The organism is Undibacterium sp. Ji83W (genome assembly GCF_049340385.1).
GTDB lineage: Bacteria > Pseudomonadota > Gammaproteobacteria > Burkholderiales > Burkholderiaceae_D > Undibacterium.
In genome coordinates this window covers 209,773-228,316 of sequence record NZ_JBMPOZ010000008.1, presented here as the reverse complement: position 1 = coordinate 228,316, position 18,544 = coordinate 209,773, and the positions used below count along the sequence as shown (strand labels likewise).

Below are 18,544 nucleotides of genomic sequence, written 5' to 3'. Positions count from 1 at the left end.
GCAGTGTTGGTGATTTTTTAGTCGCTACTTTTTTCGCTAACCTGTGCTGACGCAAAAGTCGCCATCTGGTTCAGGAAATTCACCGCGGCCTGCAACATGGGGTACACCAGTGCAGCGCCTGTGCCCTCACCCAGACGCAAATCCAGTTGCAGCACAGGCTTGACCTGCAATGCCTGCAACATGCGGGCATGACCACTTTCATCCGACTGATGTGAAAACACACAATAATCGAGTATCGCTGGCTGCATCCTGGCTGCCACCAGCAAGGCACTGGTAACGATAAAACCATCTATCAGCAAGACCATGCGACGCTCTGCCGCCGCCAGCATGGCACCAACCATGGTGGCAATTTCAAAACCGCCAAAAGTGACCAGCACATCGGCGGCCTCGTTAACACCCGCATGCAAGGAAACCGCCGCTTCAATCACAGCCTGTTTATGGCGTATGCCTTCCGCCGTCAAGCCTGTGCCAGCGCCTACGCAATCCACAACAGGGACGCCAGTCAGCTTGTGCATGAGTGCAGCGGCGGCAGTCGTATTACCTATGCCCATCTCGCCAAAACCCAGCACATTGCCAGACAAGCCTGCCACCAGTTCAGCACCATTTTGCATGGCTGCCTGACATTCAGCCGTAGTCATTGCCGATTCTTTGGCAAAATTGCGCGTGCCATTCGCTACTTTCATGCTCAGCAGTTTTTCACGTGGTCCAAAATCATGATTGACACCTGCGTCAACAACATGCAGGGCGATACCATTCTGACGTGCAAAGACATTGATCGCGGCACCATTGGCCAGAAAATTTTCTACCATCTGCCAGGTTACATCCTGGGGAAAAGCAGAAATACCCTCTGCCACCACACCATGATCGCCAGCAAACACGATGATGGCAGGCTCACGCAATTCTGGCTGCGTGGTTTGCTGTATCAAACCTATCTGCGCCGCCAAATGTTCAAGGCGACCAAGACTGCCCAAGGGCTTGGTTTTATTGTTGATGGCGGCAGTTAGTTCAGCTTCAAGAGCTGGATTAGCAGTAGCGACAATGTTTAAATTGAGCATATCAGGCAATCAATAGTAAAAGCGGTCCAACAAAATCACTACCCAGGTCGCCAGTGCGATCAATACCGTCAGCAAGACAGCAGCACTGCCAAAATCCTTGGCATTCTTGGACAAGGTATGGCGCTCCAGCGAGACACGGTCAACCACCGCTTCTATCGCTGAATTAATCAACTCTACAATCAGGATCAGTACCAATACCACGATCATCATCAGTTTTTCAAAAGCCGACACTGGCAATGCTAAAGCGATGACGGCACCAGTGACAACCAGTACCAATTCCTGGCGGAAGGCATGCTCATTTTTCCAGGCCGAACGCAGGCCATCTATGGAATAAAGGATGGCCGAAAATATGCGGCGCAGGCCACTTTTGCTTTTGAATTCACTGACTGCTTGTTCTTTTTCAGACATTTCTATTCCTTAAACCCACACTCAAACGTCACGCTGACATCACTCTCACGTCACTCTAACGTGCGCACTTCAACCGTATAGCCGTGAGAAGCAAGACCAGCATGCCCTCACTCAGGTGGCGAATTTTACAGGACTATAAGTCAGGGACAAGCAGATTTACTTCTTGCAAATTAAATTCTTGCAGGAGCAATCAAGCATCATGCACCGCAATGCTGCATTTTGACGATGAAACCGTGACGCCCATTTCACATTGTGGTATAACTTATATATTGCAGCGCACCAACCATAATATGAAAAACGATACGCCCGCTTCTGATAAAACTTCCATCCAGGTAATAGAACGCATGGTGTCCTTGCTGGACGCTTTGTCGCGCTACCAGGACCCAGTCAGTCTGAAGGAACTGGCCATCGTCACCGGTTTGCACCCCTCCACTACTCACCGTATTCTCAATGATATGGTACTCACGCGCTTTGTTGACCGTGCCGACACGGGCTCTTATCGCCTCGGCATGCGTTTGCTGGAATTGGGGAATATCGTCAAAAGTCGCTTGAATGTGCGCGAGGCAGCATTGGAATTCATGCGTGCCCTGCACCGCCAGACTAACCAGACCATCAATTTGTCAGTACGCCAGGGTGATGAAATCGTGTATATAGACCGTGCCTTCTCTGAACGTTCTGGCATGCAGGTGGTGCGTGCGATAGGTGGTCGGGCGCCATTGCACCTGACGTCAACCGGTAAATTGTTTTTGTCTCTGGATGAACCCAAGGCCATACGCGCCTATGCAACCCGCACTGGCCTGGCTGGTCATAATAAAAACTCGATTACTGACCTCGCCAAACTGGAAAAAGAATTATCGGCTGTGCGTGAAAATGGCTATGCCAGGGACAATGAAGAACTGGAACTGGGTGTGCGTTGCATGGCAGCGGGCATTCATGATGACAGCGGCAAAATGATTGCGGGCTTGTCTATCTCAGCGCCAGCAGACCGCCTGCAAGAAGAATGGCTCAGCAACCTGACCGATACTGCCAGACAGATTTCGCTGACCCTGGGTTACACCGGTACATTTTGAGTAGAAACATTATCCAAATAAAAAAACCAGCGCTTTTCACAGCACTGGTTTTTTAACATCTGCCACTCCGCAGTTTCAGGTCTTATTTGTAAGCACCGCTACCGACAAAATAGTCATCAATCTTTTCAAAATAACTGGATTTGGTTTCCAAAGCCTTGGTCACAGGATTTGGCCATTGATAATCGATCCAGCCATCATTCTTGGTTTTCAGCGCAGTAACCATGTCCTTGATGATAGTCTTGCCTTCGACTTTCAAGTCGATCAAATTCTTGCCTATCATTTTGGGATTGGCACCATGTGACAAATTGACGCCATTCATGTCATATACAAACAAGTACAGGTCGCGGTCGTGAAAATCTTTGTTGGATGCATCATTGAAGTCTGCAAAAGCTTTTTCTTTGCCGTTTTTCTTGATGTGGGCAATTCCTTTTTTAACCATGGCCTGAGCTTGTGCAGTCGTACCACGTTCTTCCCTTGCCATCGCTGACGAAGACATAAAAAAACCCATTACTGCCAGCAAAAACAGTTTGCTCATTAATTTCATGACTATCCTCCTTGTTAGGTCCGACCCGCTTGGCCGGCGCATGGTGATTATTGCTTTGCAGAACCAATCATTCATGACTTGCGCTGTCCAGTCCAGTATTAGTCACTGTGCAGCGCAATAAATTTGCCTTTCTTTGCAATCAGTGCCACTACAGCATAGTGCAATATGGCTATTTATAGCTAAGCAAATTTACAACTCCTTCTACATCGTCCAGACGACGCACCAGTTTTTCCAGTTCTTTTGCCTGACCAGCTGTTTGCACACAACCTTTCAGAGTGACGAAGCGACGCTGCCCTTCTATCCAGATACTGGTTTCAACAAAACGACCATCCGCTTCTATGGCGCGCTTTACCCTGGGAATAATTTCCTGATCATACAAATAGGAATTTGGCAGACGGCATTGCCCTGATTGATAGCAACTGGTGCCGCGTTCTATTCTGGAGTGTGCCTCTGACCTGGCTTGTGCCTCGGTCAATAAAGGACCTTCGGGCGCGGGGCAATCGCTGATGAATTGGGTAATTTTGAGGAAAGGATCGTTGAAGTAGTTGCTTCGTGCTTCGTCAGACATCGCTGGATTGGCACACAGGGCAAGCACGGCCATCAATGCAAGCTGGCGCCTGGAATCTTTTAGCGACATGCAAGTCTCCTCATTAGCGTATACCTTATGCAAAACTACCTGAACAAGTATTTGCATATTAACTAATTTTTATTGGATGTGCTTGCTACATAAAAAAGCCAGTACTTTACACAGTACTGGCTTGTCGATTCAACTGATACGGTACTAGATTTTTGCCCCAAAGCGGTCGAAACGTGGCGAATAATACTGATCCCCATTCAGTGAGTACATCAGACGCTTGACTTGCCCAGTGATCAGCTCACGCTTGACCAGGCCTATGTAGCGTGAATCCTGGCTATTGTCGCGGTTATCTCCCAGCATCATATATTCACCCTCTGGCACTTTGACGGGGGCAAAAGAGCGCAGCGCTTCGCGTTCTGGCATGACGATCATGTCATGCTGCAGACTCCCCAGGCGTTCTTTGTAGACCAGTTGCTGACCCTTGTATTCGCGTTTTGGTGTCAGATGGTCGTCACTACGAGGCTCCAGTGCTTCATAGCTGGCGGCTACACCATTAATGAACAGCTTCTCCTCGCGCATTTCTACTACATCACCAGGCACGGCAACCAGGCGCTTGATCAGGCGCACACCATCTGCTGGCGAGGTAAAGGTCACCACGTCACCACGCTGTGGATCAGCGACATGGGCAAGGATGACATCGGTGAATGGCAACTTGACGTCATAAGCCAGACGGTCGCAAATGACGCGATCCCCTTCCAGCAGCGTCGGATACATGGAACTGGTGGGCACGATGTAATAATCAGCCAGCGCGCTACGCACAAAGACCATGCCCAGCATGAGTACGATGAAACCTTTATTGTCAGCCAACAGTTTCTTGAGCTTCACAGCAATCTCCCAATGACAAGCAAAAAATATAAATCAATAAATTACCCCTGCCCTGCATAGACAAAAAAATACCCCGAAAGTTCGGGGTATTTTTAAGCATGTTGCAAAAACTATCTGAACAACAGATTAAGCAGATTATTTTGCATGCATCAGTGCAACAGTGGTGTCCAGCATACGGTTGGAGAAGCCCCACTCATTATCATACCAACTGGATACTTTAACCAGACGGCCAGATACTTTTGTCAGTGTTTCATCATAAGTACTGGAAGCTGGATTGTGGTTGAAATCCACAGAAACCAGTGGTGCAGTGTTGTAGTCCAGAATACCTTTCAGGGCGCCTTCGGATGCATCTTTCAATACCTGGTTGATCTCTGCCACTGTCGTATCACGGGCAGCAACAAACGTCAGGTCAACGACGGATACATTGATGGTTGGTACGCGCATGGCGTAGCCGTCCAGCTTGCCATTCAGTTCTGGCAACACCAGGCCAACGGCCGCTGCTGCGCCAGTTTTGGTCGGGATCATGCTCATGGTGGCAGAACGGGCACGACGCAAGTCTTCATGCATCACATCTGTCAATACCTGGTCATTGGTGTAGGCATGGATAGTCGTCATCAAGCCATTGACGATACCGATAGCATCATTCAAAGGCTTGGCCAGAGGTGCCAGGCAATTGGTCGTGCAGGAGGCATTGGAAATCACTGTGTCAGTGGATTTCAATACATTGTGATTAACGCCGTAGACGATGGTTGCGTCAACGTCTTTACCGCCTGGGGCAGAGATGATGACTTTTTTCGCGCCGCCAGCCAGATGGGCAGACGCTTTTTCTTTTGTCGTGAAAAAGCCTGTGCATTCCAGCACGACGTCAACATTCAATTCACCCCAAGGGATATTGGCTGGATTGCGTTCTGCAAATACCTTGATCTTGTCGCCATTGACGATCATGGTGTCGCCTTCGACCGTGACTGTGCCTGGGAACTTGCCATGGGCTGTGTCGTAACGGGTCAGGTGGGCATTGGATTCTGCATTGCCAAGATCATTGATCGCAACGATCTGGATCTCGTTCTTGAACTTGCCACCTTCGTAATGAGCGCGAAGGATGTTGCGGCCGATACGGCCATAGCCGTTGATTGCGACGCGAATCGTCATGGTTTTATCTCCAAAGGACTAAACAACAATAAATACAAATAAAAATCTGAGCACTTACAGCTTAAGACCTCTCAACACAGAGGCACAGAGACACAGAGGAAAAACATGAGAAAACTAAAGATATCCGAATGGCAATTTCAAAAGGTGCTGCCGTTCTCTTGCCTTTCTCTGTGTCTCCGTGTCTCTGTGGTGAGCTTTTCGGTCTTCAAAATAAGTTCAATGCAAAGAAGCGGAAGTACGCATTGCGTTGACCGATGCCATCAGCACCGAAAAATCGCGCCAGCCGTAACCCACTTCCATCAAATCCATGCCATCCCAGCTAAATGCCTGTTCTATCAACAGCGCACCACCCAGCTCTTCATAAAAATTGCGGGCGATGTCATTGCCGGAGATGACCCAAACCAGCAAACTGTCTGCGCCCTGCGCCTGCAAAGTGCGCGCTACTTTTTGCAGCATACGGCGGCCTATGCCAGAACGCTGCCAGGCTGGCCGCAGATAAATGGCGGTCAGTTCAGCCTGCATGCCCAGTTTAGGCTCAGGCAGCATCATACCGGATGCGAAGCCGATGATATGGCCTTCGCTCTCAGCCACATACACGCAGATGCGGTCTTCTGCCTGCGACATGGCTTGCAGGATTTGCCGCCATTGCAGCATGCTATCGTCTACGCGCATTTCATCCAGATAATTATCCGGGATCATGCCACGATAGGTAGCTTGCCAGCTTTCCACACGCACAGCAGCAATCGCCTCTGCGTCATCTACAGTAGCACGACGCAGGCTGACCTCTTTGATGCTGCTCACAGTAATGTCTGTCAATTCCGTCTTCCAGCTTAAACTAAAGTCGCTTTTACTTTGGCAACGACGTTATCGACAGTGAAGCCAAAGTATTTGAACAGGACGCCAGCCGGTGCTGATTCACCAAATGTATCGATACCAACAACCGCGCCTTCCAGACCTACATATTTATACCAGAAGTCAGTCACACCGGCTTCGATGGCAATACGTGGCAAGCCCTTGCCCAATACGGCTGCTTTATAGGCTGCATCCTGACGATCAAATACGTCAGTACAAGGCATGGACACCACGCGCACCGCAATACCTTGCTGTGCCAGCTCAGCCGCAGATTTGACAGCCAGTTCAATTTCAGAGCCGGTTGCGATCAATACTGCTTTTGCGTCAGCCACGTCTTGCAAGACATAGCCACCGCGCTGGATATCAGCGATTTGCTGAGCGCTGCGCTCTTGATACGGCAGGTTTTGACGAGAGAAAATCAGGGTCGATGGACCATCATTGCGCTTGACAGCATGTGCCCAGGCAGCAGCGGATTCCACTGTGTCACATGGACGCCAGTTATCCAGGTTAGGGATCAGGCGCATGCTGGAAACGTGTTCTACTGATTGATGCGTAGGACCATCTTCACCCAGACCGATAGAGTCATGCGTGAATACAAACAGGGTACGGATTTTCATCAGCGCAGCCATGCGGATAGCATTGCGGCTGTAATCAGAGAAAGTCAGGAAGGTCGCGCCAAACGGGATATAACCGCCATGCAGGGCGATACCATTCATCATTGCGCTCATGCCGAATTCGCGCACGCCATAATTAATATGGTTACCGGGCTGGTTGCCACGGACAGCAATACTTTCTTTCCAGTTGGTCAGGTTGGAACCTGTCAAATCGGCAGAACCACCGAGGAATTCTGGCAACGATGGTGCAAATGCCTGGATCGCGTTCTGGCTGGCTTTGCGGGTTGCGATGTTTTCTTTTTTCTCTACGCAGGATGCAATCGCATTCGCCACCACTTCATCGAAGTTGGCTGGCAAGTCGCCATTCATGCGGCGTGTCAGTTCAGCCGCTTTTTGCGGGAACTGGGCTGTGTAGGCTGCAAATTGTGCATTCCATTCGGCTTCGGCTTTTGCGCCATCTGCTTTGGCATCCCAGGCTTCATAAACGTCAGACGGCACTTCAAATGGTGGGTATTCCCAGCCTATGTGCGCACGTACTGCGGCAATTTCTTTGTCACCCAGGGCGGCACCGTGCACATTGTGCGTGCCTTCCATATTCGGCGAGCCCTTGCCAATCACGGTTTTGCAGCAGATCAGCGTCGGTTTGTCGGATGTTTTGGCAGCAGCGATAGCATTGGCCACGGCTTCTGCATTGTGGCCATCAATTGCCGGGATCACATTCCAGCCATAGGCTTCAAAGCGTTTTGGCGTGTTGTCAGTGAACCAGCCTTCGACATGACCATCGATGGAGATGCCATTATCATCCCAGAAAGCGATCAGTTTATTCAGTTGCAGCGTGCCAGCCAGTGAGCAGGCTTCATGCGAAATGCCTTCCATCAGGCAGCCATCGCCCATGAACGCATAGGTGTAATGATCTACTACTTTCAAGTCGCCCAGATTGAATTCGGCTGCCAGCAGTTTTTCAGCAAGCGCCATACCGACGGCATTGGTAATACCCTGACCCAGTGGGCCGGTAGTTGTTTCCACGCCTGGCGTGATATGAACTTCAGGGTGACCAGCAGTTTTAGAATGCAATTGACGGAAATTCTTGATCTCTTCGATAGGCAGGTCATAGCCTGTCAAATGCAACAGCGAGTAATGCAACATCGAGCCATGACCATTCGACAACACAAAACGGTCGCGGTTGATCCATTTAGGATTAGCCGGATTGTGGCGATAATGACCTTTCCACAAAGCAACAGCGATATCGGCCATGCCCATAGGCGCGCCTGGGTGGCCAGAATTGGCTTTTTGTACGGCATCCATGGACAAGGCACGAATTGCATTGGCCATCTTGGTGAGTGTTGCTGGCTGAAGAGATGAAATCATGGTGTCAGAAAGTAGTCTTGAGAAAACTGGTCAGTGTTGCGAGCTGGGGACATGAAACTATCCCCGCGAAAACCCGATATTTTACCAGAGCATGAGGTCCATACTACAATTGCGACGCTTCAGAAGCGCAAACTTGCTCTTTTAAACTGTAAAATCACTGGGTTTACACTTAAAGCTTACGCATGTCATCAAAAAAACGTCACTTCTCCCTCGACGATCTTGCCCGGCAATTTCCTCATGAGGTGTTCATACGCGGTATCAGTTATGCAACAGAAAACAAGGTCAGGGGTTGGAGTTTTGATAATGACTTTGTCGAGAGCGAAGTCCAGGGCAGTGGCCGCAATATTTATGCGCAAGAGATAGAGCTGGTATTTGAAAACGGCAAATTGGAAGCCGTGAATGGCTCTTGCAGTTGCCCGGTTGAATACAATTGCAAACATGTGGCGGCAGTTTTATTGAATATCCTCGACCACCACAACAAAGCCCATGCTCAGCCCGGCCATGCCGACAGCAATGACACCGCGCTGGGTTTCAATGAGCAAAAATGGTTGCGTGAGCTGGAATTTGCCACGCATGAATCTCCTGCTCCAGCGACCGAAGCAGAGTTTGCCAAAGAAGAGCGGGAAGATGGCATGCTGATTTTCAGCCTGTCCACAGTATCTGGCAGCAAGGAAGTGCGCCTGATACCCGGCAAGGCCAAGCAGAATGCCAAAGGTGACTTGAAATACACCAAGCTGTCACTGGCAGTGCGCGACATGATGAAGTCAGCCAGTTTTTTACAGGAAGCGGATTACGAATTGCTGGCGCTATTCAATATGTGCACCATGAATTCGTTTTATTACTCGCATTACTCTCCAAAAGGCAGGATGGGTGCGGTCTTGCTGGAACGTGTTGCCAAGGCTGGCAAACTGTACTGGCTCAATACTGACAATAAGCAAAACCATTTATCCAGGCTTTCATACCACCCATTGCAACAGGCACACCTGGCCTGGCAAGAAGAAAATGACTACCTGCGCCTGCGCTGGCAACTCGATAGCAATGAAGAGGATGCACCTGCTCCGCCATATATCCTGCCCACCGAGCCACCCTGGCTGATAGGACAAGATAGCTGTGGCGAGCTGCATGTAGCAGCGACCAGCAAGTTCCCTCTGCCTGCCCTGATCAATCTGGTGCAGGAAGCGCCGTTACTAGCTGTGGGACGAGCAGACACCCGGCAGGCAATGGCCAACCGTCTGCTGGACATGGGCTTGCAAAACCTGATCCCCTTACCGGCAGAACTGGACGCACAATTGCGTGCAGATATACGTATGCGCCCGGTGCTGGAACTGAATAGTTTGACGACATCCAGCACATGCACTGATTACGCCCTACTCAGGTTCGCCTACGAGGACGCGGTAGCCGAGTCAGACCAGACCGGAGATCACTTGTTGCGCCGTGGCCAGCATGGCCTGGAAAAAATACTCAGGGATTTGCCTGCAGAACAGAGTGCCAGACAAACCCTGCAGGATTTAGGCTTTCAAGCTCAGCCGGTAGCAGGCCATGAAAAAGAGCTGTTGCTCTGCCTGCCTGACCAAAATGCCTGGCTGAATTTTGCAACAAAAGATTTGCCTGATCTGATCAGCCAGGGCTGGGATATCCGTCAGCAAAATGAGTATCGCTACAACTTGCAGGAAGTGGAAGACTGGTATGCCGAGGTTGATGAAGATAACCAGCAATCGGTCTGGTTTGAGCTGGAACTGGGCATCGTCGTCAACCAGGCCAAGATTTCACTGCTGCCCTTACTGGTCAGCCTGATACGCCAGGCACCGCAAGACTTTAGCCTGCAACAAGTCAGCCAGCGCGCCGATGACGAACAAGTATTGCTGGCCCTGCCTGACAATACCCGCGTCGCCCTGCCCTATGCGCGCATCAAGCCTATCCTGCTGATTCTGGGGGAGTTGTATTTCAATGAACAGCAAGGCGATAAACTGCGCCTGCCCATGCTGGATGCAGCACGCCTGGCCGAATTGTCTGCCACTACCCACTTGCGCTGGATAGGTGGTGAACGCCAGCAAAGCTTTGGCAAACGCCTGGCAGAATTCGGTGGCATCAACAGCATCACGCCACCCGCAGGTTTGCAGGCCAGCCTGCGCGACTACCAAAAAGAAGGCGTGGCATGGATGCAGTTTTTGCGCGAATACCAGCTTGCCGGCATCCTCGCTGATGACATGGGCCTGGGCAAGACCATACAAACCCTGACCCATATCCTGATGGAAAAAGAAGCTGGCCGCCTGAACCAGCCAGCACTGGTGGTGGCCCCCACCAGCCTGATGGATAACTGGGCCAGCGAAGCGCAACGCTTCACGCCTGATTTACGGGTGCTGATCTTGCAGGGCAAGGACCGTAGTAAATTATTTGAACAAATCCCGCAGGTAGACCTGGTGCTGACCACTTACGCCTTGCTGCCACGTGATGAAGAAGCCCTGCGCCAGCATCGCTATCATTTGCTGATACTCGATGAAGCGCAGTACATCAAGAACGCCCAGGCCAAAGCCAGCCAGACAGCCAGCCTGCTGCAGGCCAATCACCGCCTGTGCCTGACTGGTACGCCGCTGCAAAATCATCTGGGCGAACTGTGGTCGCAATTCAACTTCCTCATGCCTGGCCTGCTGGGTGACATCAAGTCATTTACCAAGGACTTCCAGCACCCGATAGAAAAACTCGGTGACAGCCAGCGCCATGCCTTGCTGACGCGCCGCATCAAGCCCTTTTTACTACGCCGTACCAAGGACAAGGTAGCGACGGAATTGCCGGCCAAGACTGAGGTCTTGCGCCACATAGAACTCAGCGGCGCACAACGCGACCTGTATGAAACCGTGCGCTTGGCCATGGATGAAAAAGTCCGCGAAGAAATCGCCAAGAAAGGCGTGGCACGCAGCCAGATCGTCATCCTCGATGCCTTGCTCAAATTGCGCCAGGTATGCTGCGACCCGCGCCTGGTCAAGATCACTGGTGCCAAGGCCACCACCGCAACTAAGTCTGCGAAGAGTGGCAAGGATAAGATACCGCCTTCGGCCAAGCTTGAAGAGTTGCTGGCCATGATCGATGAACTGCTGGCCGAAGGCCGCAAGATCCTGGTGTTTTCACAATTCACCAGCATGCTGGCCTTGATCGCCGAAGCCCTGACTGAAAAACAATTGCGCTTCGCCATACTGACAGGCGACACCGAGCACCGTGGTGAAGTGGTACGCCGCTTCCAGGAAGGTGATATCCCCCTATTCCTGATCAGCCTGAAAGCGGGCGGCGTGGGCTTGAACCTGACCGCAGCCGACACCGTCATCCACTACGACCCATGGTGGAACCCGGCTGCAGAAAACCAGGCTACCGACCGCGCCTGGCGCATAGGGCAAGACAAGCCAGTGTTTGTTTACCGATTGATTGCCAAAGGCACGCTGGAAGAAAAGATACAGGAAATGCAGGCTAAAAAATCTGACCTGGCACGTGCCATACTGGACCAGGGTGAAATCGCCAGCGTACAACTGACTGCAGAAGACTTGCAGGGCATTTTTGAACCTTTGAATTAAAGAAAGACTTATGGAAGGCTTACACCTGACCGCCGACTGCTTTGCCTGTGAAGCAGCGCCAGAATATTTTGTCAGTCCGGAAAGCCTGCGTCTTTGCCTGCGCGACATCACCATCGCTGCGGGCCTGACGATAGTCGGAGAAAAATTCCACCCCTTTTCGCATGAAGATGGCAGCCCGGCTGGCGTCACCGGTGCCTTGTTGCTGGCAGAGTCGCATGTCGCCATCCATACCTGGCCAGAACGCAATGCAGTCACGCTGGATGTCTATGTCTGCAACTTCAATCATGATAATGGCAGCAAGGCCAGGCAAATCGTTGATGCCCTGATTGCTGTTTTCCAGCCACGCACGGTCTCGCGCCAGGAATTGCAACGCGGTGAACATGGCCCCGCCATGGCCTTTGAAGCCCTGACAGAAGACAGCTTTGCCGCCACCCGTATCAATCAGGTGTTGGCACGCCAGCGCAGTTCCATGCAGGACATAGAAATCGCTCACACCACAGATTTTGGCAAGGTCATGCGCATAGACGGTGCCATGATGACTTCAGAAAAAGATGAATTCTTTTATCATGAATGCCTGGTACACCCTGCGGCGATGACTCATCCGGAACCACGTACCGCCCTCATCATCGGTGGTGGCGATGGTGGTTCTTGCGAAGAATTATTGAAACACCCCAGTATCAGCAGTATTACGCTATGTGAAATTGATGCCGAAGTCGTCAAGATGGCGCGTCAGCACTTGGGCAGTATTCATCGCGGAGCCTTGGATGATCCAAAAATACAACACCGTTATGAAGATGGTTTTGCCTATGTCCGCAATAGTACAGAACAATTTGACCTGATACTGCTGGACCTGACCGACCCGGTCAGCCCGAATGGTAACTCACTCGCAGCCACCTGCATGACAGAAGAATTTTTCCAGGCTTGCGAACAAAGGCTGACTGCGCAAGGCATGCTGGTACTGCATCTGGGCAGCCCCTATTATCATCCGCACCGCTTTGCTGATACCTTGAAGAAACTCAGCAATATATTTCCACAACTACATCCTTATACAGTCTTCATCCCCCTGTACGGTGCCTTATGGGGTATGGCAATTGCCAGCAAGCATGGCAATCCATTATCGATAAGCCCGTCAACGGTAAATCTTCAGATCAAACACCGTGGTTTGCCATTGCTAAAGTATTACAATGGCGATGTGCATCAGGCATTATTTGCCTTACCCAATTATGTGAAAGACCTGATGCCTTAGAACGTGTTTGCGATCCTACTGCGCGGGCGTGATCGGGGCTCATGCGCTGCTCAAAATGCTCATGTACTTTAAGTACATTCCGCTTTTTGCGCTGCATTTTGCTACCCTTACCCCGCTGACACCCGCTCGCTACAGATCGCAAACACGTTCTGAACACCAAAAAATGGGAAAACAGGAGAAACCGTGAGTGCCGGAAAAACCAAACAACATGGCAAACGCAGAGTCAGCCGCACTCTGCCGCTAATGCTAGTGACCAGTGCTGCCCTGACTGCCTGCAGCGTCAGCAACGATAGCGCTGACGGCGCTGGTAGCAGCGGCAGCCAGGAACTGACATCCATACGCGACCAGTATAAAAGCCTGGAAGATTGTCGCAAAGACTGGGGCGATGGCACGGCTTGCGAAACCGTGGCCTCCAGCACTGACCTCAATGCTGCCAGCATGCCCGCCACGTCTACAGGCAGCAGCTACACCGGCACAAGTGGCAGCCACTATAGTGGTTATTCCCACAGTTTTTTCGGCCCCTTCTATTCACCCGGTTATCGTGACACTGTGCAAAGAAATTTTGGTGTCAGCAACTCTGGCAGTGATCACGCCATCAGCCGCAGTGTATCCTCCAGCCGCAGCAGTGTCAGCCGCGGTGGTTTTGGCGGCACAGCACATGGCCACAGTGGGGGTGGTTAATGATACGCACATCATTAACACCACGCACAGGCTGGCAACAGCAATTTGAATCCCTGGGATTTACATACCACTCCATCGACGGCCTGTATTGGGATGAGCGCTATGCCTATCGCTTTACTGCCGACCAGGTAGATACACTGGAACAAGCCAGCCTGGACTTGCACCAGATGTCATTGCAAGCCGTTGATCATGTCGTCAAACACGGCATGCAAGAAAAATTTGCCATTCCCCAGGCCTTCTGGTCACAGGTTGAAGACAGCTGGCGCGCAAAAGAATTTTCTTTGTATGGCCGCTTTGACCTGAGCTGGGATGGCACAGGCGCGCCCAAGATGCTGGAATACAATGCTGATACCCCCACCGGCCTGGTCGAATCCAGTGTCGCCCAGTGGTATTGGCTGCAGGATGTATTTCCTGATGCTGACCAGTTCAACTCCCTGCATGAAAAACTCATAGCCCAGTGGAAGAAATTCCCTGGCAAGGGCCTGTTGCACTTTGCCTGCGCAGGCGGCAATGAAGAAGATGAGGGTAATCTCTCTTACTTGCGTGACACTGCCATACAGGCTGGCTTTGCCACCAAGCAGTGCGCGATAGAATCCCTGGGTTGGGATGAAGACGAAGGCGTATTCGTCGATGATCTTGACAGTCGTATCGATAACCTGTTCAAGCTCTACCCATGGGAATGGCTGTGCCGCGAAGATTTTTCCAATCACTTGCTGAAGCGCCCCATGCGCATCATAGAGCCAGCCTGGAAAATGATCTTGTCGAACAAGGCGATACTGCCAATATTGTGGGAGCTGTTCCCAAATCACCCCAACCTCTTGCCCGCCCATTTCGATGCATGGCGTATCAGCGGCAACCATGTAAAGAAACCCTTGTATTCACGCGAGGGAGAAAACATTTCCATCTATGCCAATGGTGAAGTGATGCATACTGGTGGTGAATATGGTGAAGAAGGCTATATCTATCAGGCTTATGCACCACAACCAAAATTTGATGATGGCATCACACCGGCTTACACCTCCATCGGTGCCTGGATAGTTGGTGATGAACCCGCTGGTATAGGCATACGCGAAGATGAAACCCTGATCACCAAAAACACCAGTCGTTTCATTCCCCATTATTTTGTAGAATAGGATGCCCCATGAGTGAACAATTACTGACACACGGGCTACTTGCCTTCTTCAGTCATATTGCTGCCGCTTTCGTCTTGCTGGCGATATTTGTCGTCGTGTACATACGCATCACGCCTTACCGTGAAATTGCCTTGATACGCGAAGGTAATATTGCAGCAGCAGCCAGCCTGTCTGGTGCAGTGCTGGGTTATTGCACGGCGTTGGCTTCGGCCATTGCCAACAGTGTCAGCCTGGTTGATATGTGCTTCTGGGGTGTGATAGCGCTGGTCATACAATTGCTGGCCTTTGGTATTGCCCGTTTGTTGATTCCCGGCATAGTCTCCGACATACCAGGTAATAAAATTGCTTCTGGCGTCTTTTTGGGCGCCTTGAGTCTGGGCTTGGGCATGCTGAACGCCGCCTGCATGACCTACTAAAAGATTAATGATTTTGCTTTTGAATACAGAGAATTGAATGCCACGTTTTTACTGCCCTCTCCCTTTAAGTATAGGGGCCACCATCGAGCTTCCGGATGAAGTCGCACACCATGTTTTCGTGTTACGTCAGAACGTAGGCGACAACATCAGCATCTTCAATGGTGAAGGGGGCTGCTATGTTGCCACTTTGACCCAGGTGGCAAAGAAAAACGTGACGGCGGAAGTCAAAGTATTTTTACCAGAAGAATGTGAATTACCTTATTCGCTAAACCTGGTACAAGCCCTGCCAGAAGCTTCGAAAATGGACTGGATCATAGAAAAAGCCATGGAACTTGGCGTCAGCGCAATCCAGCCCCTGGCGGCACAGCGCTGTGTCGTCAAACTGTCAGCAGAACGTGCCGAGAAAAAACAGGCGCACTGGCAAGGTATAGTCGTGGCAGCAGCTGAACAATGTGGTCGCAACCGCCTCGCCCATTTGGCACCGCTGATGAATTTCAACCAGTGGCTGAGCCAGCAAGACATGCATCAAAGAATATTGCTGACGCCACGCGCAGAGCAATCACTGGCGGACTGGTCACGTCATCATCCTGCACAAGCTGTCAGTCTGATGATCGGGCCGGAGGGTGGATATTCCGACGAAGAGGAAAATCTCGCCATCAAGCATGGTGTGCTGGCGCTATCTATGGGGCCACGCATATTGCGTACCGAGACTGCAGGGCTTGCTGCGATTGCAGTATTGAATGCAGCATGGGGTGGCATGTAGACAGATAGGCATAAGGTCTGCACAAATTCTTAAAAATTTCCATCGCCGTAAAACATTGTCAAATTTCATACAGAGTTCACAATTGCTGTCGATATCCAGATTTACACTTGCAGCACTTTACCAATTCAGAAAGGAAAATCATGGGATTACTCGATAGCGCATTAGGCATGCTTGGTAGCATGAATCAAGACAATGATAGCAAGGCAGGATTGATGCAGGCAGTAGTTGCCATGCTGGGCGACAAACAACCTGGCGGCGTTGGCGGTTTGCAAGCCTTGATCAGTGCGTTTCATCAGGCAGGCCTGGCTGACATCGTGCAATCATGGGTGGGTACGGGACAAAATATGCCTATCTCTGCCGCGCAAATCCAGCAAGCTTTAAGTGGCGGACAATTGCAGCAACTGGCTGATGCTGCTGGAATTTCACATGAAGGAGCAGCGAGCCATCTCGCTGAATTTTTGCCTGGTATTATCGATCACCTGACACCACATGGCCAGGTGCGGGAGGCTGGCAATATCAATCCGGCAGCGGTGCTGCAACAGTTTTCGTCCTTGTTTGCGAAGTAAGCCTCAGTCAGCTACTTATTCACAGCGTAAAAAAACAGCGACAGATATTTCAGTCGCTGTTTTTTTATGGCAGCAGGTAAATCTCTACCCTCTCCTTACCACGTCCTATATTGTTACGCTTCAATCTGATCTGTCCCAGTTCGCCCGTGCTTTTGACATGAGTACCACCGCAGGGCACGCGGGAAAATCCGGCGATTTCCCAATAGCGTCTTTCCGTAATCTCATCTTCAAATGCGCATGTAATGTCAAGATCAGCATCAATGATGGCTTGCGCTTCTTGCGTATAAGCAGGCAGCAAGGGTGCGATGCTTTCAGGCCAGACAAAGTCTATGCGTGCCTTGTCATGGGCAATATGTGCACCGACCTTGCCCACACCAGGCAACGACTTGCAAAATAATTCCAGCACCAGTTCAGCCGCAAAGTGCAGGCGCATGAGGCGATAACGCCTGTCCCAGTTTATATAGACTTCTACATCCTGCCCAGCTTGCAAGCCATGACCATCTGCCAGAGTGTAGACCAACCCCAGTCCCTCCTTACGCGCAGCAACTACCGTATGCCCACCTATAGTGCCCTCATCACTTTCCTGCCCACCGGAGAATGCAAAGAAAATTGTCGATGCGAGGTAAATATCATTCCCATCCACTTTGCTGACTTGCGTTTGCAAACTGGTTTGATAGGGGTCGTCCCAAAAACTTTTCTTTGTCAATTTACCTCTCCAGATTCAAGATGCCATAATGGCAAAGCTTCACGCTTGGATTTCCAATTATCTGGAATACCTTCATCACCAACAAACGAGGCGACAACACCGCCAACTATCGCGCATAAGGTATCGCGGTCCCCTCCTGCACTGACAGTCAGCCACATCGCCTTCTCGAAATCTTCCAATACCTGTCCGCAACACCACAAGGCCAGCGGCACCGTATCTTGCGCCGACATATTATTACCATTGCCCAAAACAGAGACCAGAAAATCCATAGACCCTGCAGTCGCTATGGACTGAGCGCGAGCCAGTTTGGAGCGCACTTCACTCTGGGGTAACAAGTCGATAACCTTCCCTAAAAATTCTGCATGTTTGGGTCTTATTCCCACATCGCTGTAAAGGCAAGCCTGCGCGGCAGCCAATGCAACGGCAACGGCTCCCGCGATTCCTTCTGGATGCCCATGCGTTACTTCGGCAGACAAAGTGGCCTGCTTCATCAGCAATGCCAGATCATCTGCGAAATAAGCCCCAAGTGGCGCTGCACGCATGGCAGCGCCATTACCATAAGAACCCTGCCCTTCAAAAGCGCTGGCAACCACCTCTTGCCATGCCTCACCTGCATCAATGCGTGCCAGGACTCTATGCATGGACGGCCCATAGGCACGGTCGTAGCTGTAGTGTTTGGCAAAACTTTTTGCCAATGTGTCCTGATGAATTTCACCATGACTGCGCAGAACTGCGATGATGGACAGTGTCATTTCTGTGTCGTCAGTAAAATACCAGGGGTCTTCCGGTAGCTGTCGCCCCTCGTCAAGTAAGAGCTTGCTTTCTTCTTGAAAAAAACATTGGCCAAAAGCGTCACCGATAGATAATCCATCCAGTGATATCAATGCACGTTCCAGTGGAGTGTTTATACCAAGCATATCTCTCATTTTCCTACTCAAATCAAGGTCA

General features: G+C 50.9%; 18 protein-coding genes. 8 read left to right on the top strand and 10 right to left on the bottom strand.

Annotated features, from left to right (window positions below; translation table 11 throughout):
- Window positions 1-17: 17 nt before the first annotated feature.
- Both cobT and ACO0LD_RS15600 read right to left on the bottom strand, forming a co-directional pair.
- Window positions 18-1,055 carry a nicotinate-nucleotide--dimethylbenzimidazole phosphoribosyltransferase gene (cobT, locus tag ACO0LD_RS15605; RefSeq protein ID WP_423008365.1) on the bottom strand — a complete coding sequence of 346 codons (1,038 nt, stop codon included), beginning with the start codon at window positions 1,053-1,055 and terminating at the stop codon, window positions 18-20.
- A gap of 9 nt (window positions 1,056-1,064) precedes the next feature.
- Window positions 1,065-1,463: a diacylglycerol kinase gene (locus tag ACO0LD_RS15600; RefSeq protein WP_423008363.1), complete on the bottom strand. Its 399-nt coding sequence runs from the start codon at window positions 1,461-1,463 to the stop codon at window positions 1,065-1,067.
- Between the two features lie 290 nt (window positions 1,464-1,753).
- On the opposite strand from ACO0LD_RS15600, the gene ACO0LD_RS15595 reads away from it, so the two are divergent.
- Entirely contained in the window at window positions 1,754-2,533 is a 780-nt protein-coding gene (locus tag ACO0LD_RS15595) for an IclR family transcriptional regulator (protein WP_423008361.1), read from the top strand.
- Between the two features lie 82 nt (window positions 2,534-2,615).
- Here ACO0LD_RS15595 and ACO0LD_RS15590 read toward each other — a convergent pair whose 3' ends face one another.
- The 6 genes from ACO0LD_RS15590 to tkt form a co-directional block, all read right to left on the bottom strand.
- A complete protein-coding gene (locus ACO0LD_RS15590; protein WP_423008359.1) occupies window positions 2,616-3,077 on the bottom strand; it encodes a cache domain-containing protein in 462 nt (153 codons plus the stop codon).
- A gap of 169 nt (window positions 3,078-3,246) precedes the next feature.
- On the bottom strand, window positions 3,247-3,714 hold the full coding sequence (locus ACO0LD_RS15585) for a BON domain-containing protein (RefSeq protein ID WP_423008357.1): 468 nt from the start codon (window positions 3,712-3,714) through the stop codon (window positions 3,247-3,249).
- A 144-nt stretch (window positions 3,715-3,858) separates the two neighbouring features.
- The gene (gene lepB, locus ACO0LD_RS15580; protein ID WP_423008355.1) at window positions 3,859-4,539 is read right to left on the bottom strand and encodes a signal peptidase I; all 681 of its coding nucleotides are present in this window, start codon (window positions 4,537-4,539) and stop codon (window positions 3,859-3,861) included.
- Window positions 4,540-4,674: 135 nt separating this feature from the next.
- Window positions 4,675-5,688 carry a type I glyceraldehyde-3-phosphate dehydrogenase gene (gap, locus tag ACO0LD_RS15575; protein WP_422974291.1) on the bottom strand — a complete coding sequence of 338 codons (1,014 nt, stop codon included), beginning with the start codon at window positions 5,686-5,688 and terminating at the stop codon, window positions 4,675-4,677.
- A gap of 216 nt (window positions 5,689-5,904) precedes the next feature.
- Window positions 5,905-6,504 (bottom strand): GNAT family N-acetyltransferase, encoded by a 600-nt coding sequence (locus tag ACO0LD_RS15570; RefSeq protein ID WP_423008353.1) that lies wholly within the window; start codon window positions 6,502-6,504, stop codon window positions 5,905-5,907.
- A 14-nt stretch (window positions 6,505-6,518) separates the two neighbouring features.
- Window positions 6,519-8,522 (bottom strand): transketolase, encoded by a 2,004-nt coding sequence (gene tkt / locus ACO0LD_RS15565; protein ID WP_423008351.1) that lies wholly within the window; start codon window positions 8,520-8,522, stop codon window positions 6,519-6,521.
- A gap of 182 nt (window positions 8,523-8,704) precedes the next feature.
- Here tkt and ACO0LD_RS15560 point away from each other — a divergent pair, with 182 nt between their 5' ends.
- From ACO0LD_RS15560 to ACO0LD_RS15530, 7 genes are all read left to right on the top strand, one after another.
- A complete protein-coding gene (locus tag ACO0LD_RS15560) occupies window positions 8,705-12,085 on the top strand; it encodes an SNF2-related protein (protein WP_423008349.1) in 3,381 nt (1,126 codons plus the stop codon).
- A gap of 10 nt (window positions 12,086-12,095) precedes the next feature.
- Window positions 12,096-13,331 carry a polyamine aminopropyltransferase gene (speE, locus tag ACO0LD_RS15555; protein WP_423008347.1) on the top strand — a complete coding sequence of 412 codons (1,236 nt, stop codon included), beginning with the start codon at window positions 12,096-12,098 and terminating at the stop codon, window positions 13,329-13,331.
- A 183-nt stretch (window positions 13,332-13,514) separates the two neighbouring features.
- Window positions 13,515-14,012, top strand: a complete 498-nt coding sequence (locus ACO0LD_RS15550; RefSeq protein ID WP_423008345.1) for a hypothetical protein — start codon at window positions 13,515-13,517, stop codon at window positions 14,010-14,012.
- Window positions 14,012-15,145, top strand: a complete 1,134-nt coding sequence (locus ACO0LD_RS15545; RefSeq protein ID WP_423008343.1) for a glutathionylspermidine synthase family protein — start codon at window positions 14,012-14,014, stop codon at window positions 15,143-15,145. Before ACO0LD_RS15550 ends, ACO0LD_RS15545 begins: the two co-directional genes overlap by 1 nt.
- 8 nt (window positions 15,146-15,153) lie before the next feature.
- Complete coding sequence (locus tag ACO0LD_RS15540) at window positions 15,154-15,561, top strand: DUF350 domain-containing protein (RefSeq protein ID WP_423008341.1); 408 nt, start codon at window positions 15,154-15,156, stop codon at window positions 15,559-15,561.
- A gap of 37 nt (window positions 15,562-15,598) precedes the next feature.
- Complete coding sequence (locus tag ACO0LD_RS15535) at window positions 15,599-16,324, top strand: 16S rRNA (uracil(1498)-N(3))-methyltransferase (RefSeq protein ID WP_423008339.1); 726 nt, start codon at window positions 15,599-15,601, stop codon at window positions 16,322-16,324.
- Between the two features lie 140 nt (window positions 16,325-16,464).
- The gene (locus tag ACO0LD_RS15530; protein ID WP_423008337.1) at window positions 16,465-16,890 is read left to right on the top strand and encodes a YidB family protein; all 426 of its coding nucleotides are present in this window, start codon (window positions 16,465-16,467) and stop codon (window positions 16,888-16,890) included.
- 64 nt (window positions 16,891-16,954) lie between these two features.
- On the opposite strand, the gene ACO0LD_RS15525 is transcribed toward ACO0LD_RS15530, so the two are convergent.
- Both ACO0LD_RS15525 and ACO0LD_RS15520 read right to left on the bottom strand, forming a co-directional pair.
- On the bottom strand, window positions 16,955-17,596 hold the full coding sequence (locus ACO0LD_RS15525; RefSeq protein ID WP_423008335.1) for an alanyl-tRNA editing protein: 642 nt from the start codon (window positions 17,594-17,596) through the stop codon (window positions 16,955-16,957).
- Window positions 17,593-18,513, bottom strand: a complete 921-nt coding sequence (locus ACO0LD_RS15520; protein WP_423008333.1) for an ADP-ribosylglycohydrolase family protein — start codon at window positions 18,511-18,513, stop codon at window positions 17,593-17,595. The genes ACO0LD_RS15525 and ACO0LD_RS15520 overlap by 4 nt, the downstream gene beginning before the upstream one ends.
- Between the last annotated feature and the right edge of the window lie 31 nt (window positions 18,514-18,544).